The sequence below is a fragment of the Mycobacterium sp. ABE4_509 genome (assembly GCF_056160785.1).
Genome location: NZ_JBSWXU010000196.1, coordinates 1 through 7,823 on the forward strand (window position 1 = coordinate 1; position 7,823 = coordinate 7,823).

At 70.1% G+C, this 7,823-nt stretch carries 8 protein-coding genes; 2 read left to right on the plus strand and 6 right to left on the minus strand.

What is annotated here, in order from left to right; genetic code table 11:
- The coding region (locus ACXAID_RS25770) for an NAD(P)H-binding protein (protein WP_475025020.1) at positions 1 to 427 on the plus strand (427 nt) is incomplete at its 5' end.
- A gap of 7 nt (positions 428 to 434) precedes the next feature.
- On the opposite strand, the gene ACXAID_RS25775 is transcribed toward ACXAID_RS25770, so the two are convergent.
- From ACXAID_RS25775 to ACXAID_RS25800, 6 genes are read right to left on the minus strand one after another with little or no spacing between them, the layout of a single operon-like run.
- Entirely contained in the window at positions 435 to 884 is a 450-nt protein-coding gene (locus tag ACXAID_RS25775; protein WP_475025021.1) for a type II toxin-antitoxin system Rv0910 family toxin, read from the minus strand.
- A 5-nt stretch (positions 885 to 889) separates the two neighbouring features.
- Complete coding sequence (locus tag ACXAID_RS25780) at positions 890 to 1,123, minus strand: antitoxin (protein ID WP_475025022.1); 234 nt, start codon at positions 1,121 to 1,123, stop codon at positions 890 to 892.
- A 9-nt stretch (positions 1,124 to 1,132) separates the two neighbouring features.
- The gene (locus tag ACXAID_RS25785) at positions 1,133 to 3,520 is read right to left on the minus strand and encodes a cation-translocating P-type ATPase (RefSeq protein ID WP_475025023.1); all 2,388 of its coding nucleotides are present in this window, start codon (positions 3,518 to 3,520) and stop codon (positions 1,133 to 1,135) included.
- Positions 3,521 to 3,548: 28 nt separating this feature from the next.
- A complete protein-coding gene (locus ACXAID_RS25790; protein WP_475025024.1) occupies positions 3,549 to 5,183 on the minus strand; it encodes a serine hydrolase in 1,635 nt (544 codons plus the stop codon).
- Between the two features lie 28 nt (positions 5,184 to 5,211).
- On the minus strand, positions 5,212 to 6,324 hold the full coding sequence (locus ACXAID_RS25795) for an MBL fold metallo-hydrolase (protein ID WP_475025025.1): 1,113 nt from the start codon (positions 6,322 to 6,324) through the stop codon (positions 5,212 to 5,214).
- A gap of 2 nt (positions 6,325 to 6,326) precedes the next feature.
- The gene (locus ACXAID_RS25800) at positions 6,327 to 7,061 is read right to left on the minus strand and encodes an enoyl-CoA hydratase (RefSeq protein WP_475025026.1); all 735 of its coding nucleotides are present in this window, start codon (positions 7,059 to 7,061) and stop codon (positions 6,327 to 6,329) included.
- 25 nt (positions 7,062 to 7,086) lie between these two features.
- On the opposite strand from ACXAID_RS25800, the gene ACXAID_RS25805 reads away from it, so the two are divergent.
- The coding region (locus ACXAID_RS25805; RefSeq protein ID WP_475025027.1) for a carboxyl transferase domain-containing protein at positions 7,087 to 7,823 on the plus strand (737 nt) is incomplete at its 3' end.

A 7,823-nucleotide genomic window follows, 5' to 3' on the forward strand; every position in this document is an offset into this window, starting at 1 on the left:
GGGCAGCGGCGCGGCCCGCAAGCAGACCGTCGACCTGGACGCCGCCGTCCTGCTGGCCGACGCCGCCGAAGCAGCCGGCGTGCGCCGCTATGTGATGGTCTCGGCCATCGCCGCCGACGCCGCCGCACCCGACGACACGGGTGACGAGGTGTTCGTCGTCTATCTGCGGGCCAAGGGCGCCGCCGACGACGCGGTCCGCTCCCGGGCCGGACTGGACTCCACGATCGTGCGGCCGGGCCGGCTCACCGACGACCCCGGCACCGGGCGGGTCCTCGCCGGCACCGACACCGGCTACGGCAGCATCCCACGCGCCGATGTCGCGGCGGTGCTCGTCGCCGTGCTCGACACACCGCAGACCGCCGGGCGCACGTTCAACGTCATCTCCGGCGACACCGGCATCGTCGACGCCGTCACCGCGCTCGCCTGAGCGAGGTCTAGGCCGACGGCGCGAAGACCGTCTTGAACCGGTTCAGCGACTCCTGGATGTCACTCTTGAGCGCCCCGGCGACCACCATCCCGATCGGCCCGAACAGGGCCGGACCGCCCAGATGGATGTCGAACGTGACCGTCGAGGCTGCCGGGTCCGCGTCGGCAGGCTTCACCTTGCCGATCAGCTTGACCTTGACCCCGCCCTTGCCGTTTCCGTTCAGCGTCATCGCCTGCGGCGGCTTGTAGTGCACCACGGTCCACTGGACCCGGTTGAGCATCCCCTTGACCTCGACGATGGAGTCGAGCTGGGTGCCCTTGTCGATGGTCTCGGGCAGAGTCGACCGCCACACCCGGTGGATGGACAGCCACTCCTTGTAGCGGGACAGGTCCGAGGCGCTCTCCCAGGCACGCTCGGGCGGCATCGGCACGTCGACCGATACGGACAACTTCGCCATGCGCGCTACGAGGTCGGCGGCGCCGTCGGCGGCTGCTGATCGGGAGCGCCGGACGCGCCGCCCTGACCGGCGGCGTTGTCCTGCACCGCCTTCTTGGCGGCATCCTGGACCTTGTCCACCTGCGAGGCGTACTTACCCTGCGTCTTCTGGTCGACGAAGTCGCCGGCCTTGTCGATCGCGGTGTCCACTTTGTCGGAGTTCTTGGCGAGCAGATCCTTCGCCTTGTCCAGAAATCCCATGGCCCCAGCCTACCGCTCGGGCACCCGCCAAAACCGGCGACGTTCCCCCAGCAAGGAGCCCTGCACCCACCAGATCGCCTCCACCGCGACCGCCCCCAGCAGCCCGATACCCAGCGCCATCGAGGTGACCGCGACGTTCGACGGGTCCAGCATGAACAGCTCGCGCGCCATCGGCAGGGAGAAGATCACCACATAGGCCAGACCCGAGACCGCGACCAGGGCCACCCGCCACCACTCGTACGGGCGGGCCACCACCGCCAGCACCCACAGCGCGGCGACCAGCAAGGTGATCAGAGCGGCGGTGGACGCCTGGGTCGCCTCGGTCTCGGTGGCGGCACGTCCCTCGTAGGCCAGCAGATAAGAGGTGAACGTGGCCGTCCCGACCACCAGACCCGACGGCAACGCCGAGGTCATCACCCGGCGCACGAACCCGGGCCGGGCCCGCTCGGTGTTCGGGGCCAGCGACAGGATGAAGGCCGGGATCCCGATGGTGAACCACGCCGCGATGGTGACGTGGATGGGCTGGAACGGGAACAGCAGCGGATCCGACCCGAACAGCTTGGCCGACAGACCGCCCAGCCCGACCAGGATCGCCAGCAGCACCGAGTACACCGTCTTGGTCAGGAACAGGTTGGAGACGCGTTCGATGTTGCCGATCACCCGGCGGCCCTCGCCGACCACGTAGGGAAGGGTGGCGAACTTGTTGTCCAACAACACGATCTGGGCGACCGCACGCGAGGCCGAGCTGCCCGACCCCATCGCGACGCCGATGTCGGCGTCTTTGAGCGCCAAGACGTCGTTGACACCGTCGCCGGTCATCGCCACCGTGTGCCCACGCGACTGCAACGCGTGCACCATGGAGCGTTTCTGGTCGGGCCGCACCCGCCCGAAGGTGGTGTGGGACTCCAGCGCATCGGCCAGCTCGGCCGTGCCGCCCGGCAGGTGCCGGGCGTCCATGCACTCGCCGTGCAGGCCCAGCGACCCGGCCACCGCCCCCACCGACACCGCGTTGTCGCCGGAGATCACCTTGATCGCGACCTTCTGCGCGGCGAAGTAGTCCAAGGTGTCCCGGGCGTCGGGGCGGATGCGCTGCTCGAGCACCACCAGCGCCGCCGGGACGACGGTGCCCGGGGCGGCCGGGTCGTCGACCGGCATGTCGCAGGACCCGAGCAACAGAACCCGCAGCCCCTGGGCACCGAGCCGCTCGGCCTCCTCGGCAGCCGGTGAACCCGGGGCGAGCAGCACATCGGGCGCGCCGATCACCCAGTTGCCGTGCTCGCCGTAGGACATGCCGCTCCACTTGGTGGCCGACTTGAACGGCGCACCGGCGGTGGCCGTCCATCCGGGCGGCATCCGGTAGGCCTCGGCGATCGCCGCCATGCTGGCGTTCGGCCGGGGGTCGTCGGCGGCGAGCTGGGCCAGCACGTCGGGGACCGGGGCCTGGCCGAGTTTCTCGACGTCGCTGACCCGCATCCCGTTCTCGGTCAGCGTCCCGGTCTTGTCCGCGCACACGACGTCGACGCGGGCCAGCCCCTCGATCGCCGGAAGCTCGTTGACCAGACACTGCCGGCGTCCGAGCCGGACGACGCCGACCGCGAACGCGATCGAGGTCATCAGCACCAGCCCTTCGGGCACCATCGGCACCAGCGCGCCGACCATCCGCAGCACGGACTGCTGCCACCCCGCGTCGGTGGTGAACAACTGGGTGTAGATGGTCAGCGCCCCGGCCGGAATCAGCAGATAGGTGATGAACTTCAGGATCTTGTTGATGCCGCTGCGCAGCTCGGAGCGGACCAGGGTGAACTTGCTGGCTTCCTCGGCGAGCCTGGCGGCGTAGGCCTCCCGGCCGACCTTGGTGGCCCGGTAGGCCCCCGAACCGGCGACGACGAAACTTCCCGACATCACCGCGTCGCCGGCGTCCTTGGCGATCGGGTCGGCCTCACCGGTCAGCAGCGATTCGTCGACTTCGAGGTTCGACTCCTCGAGGATCTCGCCGTCCACCACGATCTGGTCGCCGGGCCCGAGCTCGATGATGTCGTCGAGCACCACCTCACTGGGCAGCCGCGGTTCGGTACCGGACTGGCGACGCACCAGCGGTTTGGCCTGGCCGACGATGGCCAGCTTGTCCAGTGTCTGCTTGGCGCGCAGCTCCTGGATGATGCCGATGGCGCTGTTGGCGATGATGAGCAGGCCGAACGCCCCGTTGATCACCGATCCGGTGGACAACACGATGATCAGCAGCACCCCGAGGATCGCGTTGATGCGGGTGAACACGTTTCCGCGGACGATCTCGGAGACGCTGCGGGCCGCCCGGGTCGGGACGTCGTTGGTCTTGCCCTCGGCTACCCGTGCGGCGACCTCGGTATCCGAGAGGCCACCGGCCAGGGAGACGCTCATCGGTGCTCTCTACTCTTCGCGCAAGCGCTCATCGGGAGAAAGTCCCGTTCCCGTCCCGGTCGAAGTACTCCAGGGTCAGCCAGTCACCGTCGAACGTCGCCGTGGAGATGGTGCCCGGCGGTGCGTTCTCGGAGACGAACGAGAAGGTGAACACGTTGCCGTCCCAGTGCTTGAGCGGCACCACGAAGTCCGGGCCGAGCGCCAGCTGCAGACCCCCGTCGAGCTGGGTCACCCGGGCCGGGCCCCAGAACGTGTTCGAGTACTGGCCGACGTAGCTCTCCAGGGGTGCCGGCGGCGCGGGGTCGGCCGGCGGTTTCTTGCCGACCAGAGAGCCGACCGGCTCGTCCATGTCGTCGAACGCCTTGGTGTAGAGCGCCCACCAGTCCTCGCGGATCTCACCGAACTGGACCAGGTCGGCGAACTGGGCGGTGAGCGTCTCGGCGGCGCCGGTCGGCGTCGCGTTGGTCACCGCGATGATCGCGACGTCGGCGGCCGGCAGCATCAGGAAGTTGGTTCCCGAGCCGAGCTGGAAGGCCCCGGAATGACTCATCTGCATCCGGGCCGACGAGGTCGTGCCGATGTTGAAGCCGTACCCGTAGAACCCCGAGCGCATGGCCGGTTCACCGGCCGGACTGGACACCACCTGCGGGGTGAGCGCGGGCAGCAGTGCGGTGGGGTCGATGATCTGCTCACCCCCGTATTCGCCGCCGGCCAGCACCATCGTCATCCAGTGCGTCATGTCGTTCACCGAGCTGCTGACCCCGCCGGCCGGGTTCTGCGGAGTGGGATCACGGACGTACTCGGGTTTGTACTCGTCGTCGATGCGGATGTGCCCGAGAGCGCGGTCGGGACGGCGGGTGAAATCGTCGAACCGCGAGCTCGTCGACGACATCCCCAGCGGCTCGTAGAGCACCCGTCGACTCAGGTCCTCCCACGATTCGTCGGCCGCGGCCGCGACCGCTTCGGCAGCCGCCGTGAGCCCGGTATTGGTGTACGCATAGGAGATCCGGAACGGGCTCAGCGGATACTCCCGCAGCTTCTCCAAGATCAGGCGCCGGTCGTAGCCGATGTCCTCCAGCAGGTCACCGGCATGATCGGGCAACCCGGAGCGATGCGCGTACAGGTCGCCCACGGTGACCATCTGGGTGACCGCCGGATCCGACAGCGCGAACCACGGCAGCTGACTGACCACCGGGGTGTCCCAGCCGATGGTGCCCTCCCCGACCTCGTGGGCGACCACCGTCGAACCCACCGGTTTGGACAGCGAGGCCAGCTGGAACACGGTGTCGGGATCGACCCGGTTGTCCGCGGAGTCGGGCTGATCGGCGTTCTTCACCCCGAAACCCTTGGCGTAGACGGTTTCTCCGCCGTGCACCACGGCCACAGCCATTCCCGGGACACCGGATTTGGCCATCAGGTCCTCGGCCATTTCGTCCAGCGCGGCCACGGCGTCGGCGACGGCGTTCTCCGGCAGCGGCATCGCCGGCATCAGCGGCGGCGGAAGTGGGGCCGCCTGGCTGGGCGGGGTCGCGGCGGACGACGCCTGCGCCGAAGAACTCGCCGAAGCCCCCGGCATCTCATCGGAGTCCGCGCCGTTGGCCGAACACCCCCCGACCAATGTGACCGACAGAACGAACGCAGCGAGCCGCACCGGTGGGTTCATGATCAAGACGGTAGCGCGTCGGCGGACATCACATCCGCCACCACGGGTCCAGAGTCGACGCCGGGTCGACCCGTTCCCCGGGGATGGGCACCGCGATCCGGACGCGCTCGGCGTCGGCGGCGGCCAGCAGCCGGTCGGCCGGTTCGGCCCACGGGTGCGGCGCCAGCCGGAACGTCGCCCAGTGGATCGGCACCAGCAGACTGCGCTCGGCGTCGGCGACGTCGAGGTGCGCGCGCACCGCCTCCTCCGGATTCATGTGGACATCGGAGAACGCCGGGTGGTAGGCCCCGATGGGCATCAGGGTCAGGTCGAACGGGCCGTATTCGGCGCCGATCTCGGCGAAACTCTTCGTGTAGCCGGTGTCCCCGCCGAAGAACGCCTTGTGGGAGTTCCCGGCGATCACCCACGACGCCCACAACGTGGTGTCGCGGGTGAACAGCCGGCCGGAGAAATGCCGGGCCGGTGTGCAGACCAGCGTCAGGTCGCCGATTCGGTGGTGTTCGTGCCAGTCGAGTTCGACGATCCGGTGCTCGGGAATGCCCCACTTGCGCAGATGCGCACCGATGCCCAGCGGCACCAGGAAGGGGGCGCGCTGGGTGCGGGCCAGCGCGGTGATCGTGTCGATGTCGAGATGGTCGTAGTGGTCGTGGCTGATCAGCACGGCGTCGACCGCGGGCAGCGCCTCCAGCGGCACCGGCACCTCGTGCATGCGCTGCGGGCCGACGCTGCGCGACGGCGAGCAGCGACGGCTCCACACCGGGTCGGCCAGCACCCGGTAGCCGTCGATCTCGATGAGCACGCTGGAGTGCCCGAACCAGCTGGCGGCGGCGGCCACCGGCGCCACCTCGGCGGTCGGCGGGTCGGCCAGCGGGATCGGGCCGGACGGTTTGCCCCGCCCGCCGGTGTTGGCCAGGTCGCGCAGCAGCGCGCGCTGCACCTCCCGGTCGACGGTGATCCCGGACGGGGGTTCGAGGTTGACGAACTTGCCATCCCGGAAGTGCGGCGACCGACGCGCCGCCGGGGCGATCTCGGCGGGGGTGGCGCCCAGCGAGGCCGGGGTGCCCTGCAGCGCGCGCAGCACCCACCCGCCGGCCAGCAGCGAGGCCGTGCCGAATCCGAATCGCAGTGCCGAGCCCAACACCGTCAAGCTCCCTGGAAGTTCGGCGGCCGTTTCTCGATGCGCGCCACCTGGGCCTCGATGATGTCCTGGCTGGCCCATGCGCGATCGAACAGCTCCTGGTGCGCGGGCCACGGCTGTTCGTAGGCGCCGTCGTCGTTGAGCACCCGCTTGGCATGTTGCAGCGCCAGCGGCGCATACCCGGCGATCTCCTGCGCCCAGGCCTGGGCGTCGGCCAGGCTGCCGATCCGGTTGGCCATGCCGGTCTGCAGGGCGACCTCGGCGGTCAGCCGCTCGGCGGCCAGCAGCATTCCCCGGGCCCGGCCCGCGCCGACCAGCGAGGTGAGCCGGCGGATGGACCAGTTGTCCAGCGCAATGCCGTACTTGGCGACCGGGAACTGGAAATAGGCCTCCGGGGCTACGACACGAAGATCGCAGATCATCGACAGGATCACCCCGGCGCCGATCGCCGGTCCGTTGATCGCGCCGATCACCGGCACCGGCGCGGCGTCGATCGCCAGGTTCAGCGCTCTGGCCTTGTCGGGCAGCTCGTCGGCCACCCCCTGGCCGCCGGACAGGTCGGCACCGGAGCTGAAGACGTGGCCGCCGCCGGTCAGCACGATCGCGCGGGCGCCTTCGGAGGCGGCGTTCTCGACCGCTTCCCGCAGGCCGTCGAGCAACTCGGCGTTCAGCGCGTTGCGGCGCTCGGGGCGCTGCATCTCCAGGGTCAGCACACCGCCGTCGCGGGTCACTCCAATCATGGCCCCAGACTATTAGCCTTTTCCTGTGAGCCGGATCGGTGCCCTCGCGCTGCGCGACGCGCTGCTGGACGACGGGTCCTTCGTGAGCTGGGACGCCCCGCCACTGCCGGTGGCGACGTCGCAGGCCTACCGCCGCGAGCTCGACACCGCAGCCGCCCAGACCGGGCTCGACGAATCGGTGGTCACCGGCGAAGGCCGGGTGTTCGGGCGGCGGGTGGCGCTGGTGGCCTGCGAGTTCGATTTCCTGGCCGGATCGATCGGGGTGGCCGCCGCCGAACGGATCATCGCCGCGGTGCACCGGGCCACCGCCGAGGGGCTGCCGCTGCTCGCGTCGCCGGCCTCGGGCGGCACCCGCATGCAGGAGGGCACGGTGGCGTTCCTGCAGATGGTCAAGATCGCCGCAGCCGCCGAACTGCACAAACGGGCCCACCTGCCCTATCTGGTCTATCTGCGCCATCCGACCACCGGCGGGGTGTTCGCGTCCTGGGGTTCGCTGGGCCACGTCACCGCCGCCGAACCCGGCGCGCTGATCGGCTTCCTCGGGCCCCGGGTCTACGAGCATCTCTACGGGGAGCCGTTCCCTGCGGGGGTGCAGACCGCCGAGAACCTGCAGCGCCACGGTGTGGTGGACGCCGTCGTCCCGCTGGCGGTGCTTCGCTCCACCCTCGATCGCGCGTTGAAGGTGGTCGCCGACCCGCCCGGCGAGCCGCCGCCCGCGCCCGCGGCCGAGCCGCTGCCCGACGTCCCGGCGTGGGAGTCGGT

What these genes read in the sequence shown, in the direction of transcription:
- ACXAID_RS25775 (WP_475025021.1), bottom strand. Translation starts at nt 884, where the DNA reads ATGGCGAAGTTGTCCGTATCGGTCGACGTGCCGATGCCGCCCGAGCGT.
- ACXAID_RS25780 (WP_475025022.1), bottom strand. Translation starts at nt 1,123, where the DNA reads ATGGGATTTCTGGACAAGGCGAAGGATCTGCTCGCCAAGAACTCCGAC.
- ACXAID_RS25785 (WP_475025023.1), bottom strand. Translation starts at nt 3,520, where the DNA reads ATGAGCGTCTCCCTGGCCGGTGGCCTCTCGGATACCGAGGTCGCCGCA.
- ACXAID_RS25790 (WP_475025024.1), bottom strand. Translation starts at nt 5,183, where the DNA reads ATGAACCCACCGGTGCGGCTCGCTGCGTTCGTTCTGTCGGTCACATTG.
- ACXAID_RS25800 (WP_475025026.1), bottom strand. Translation starts at nt 7,061, where the DNA reads ATGATTGGAGTGACCCGCGACGGCGGTGTGCTGACCCTGGAGATGCAG.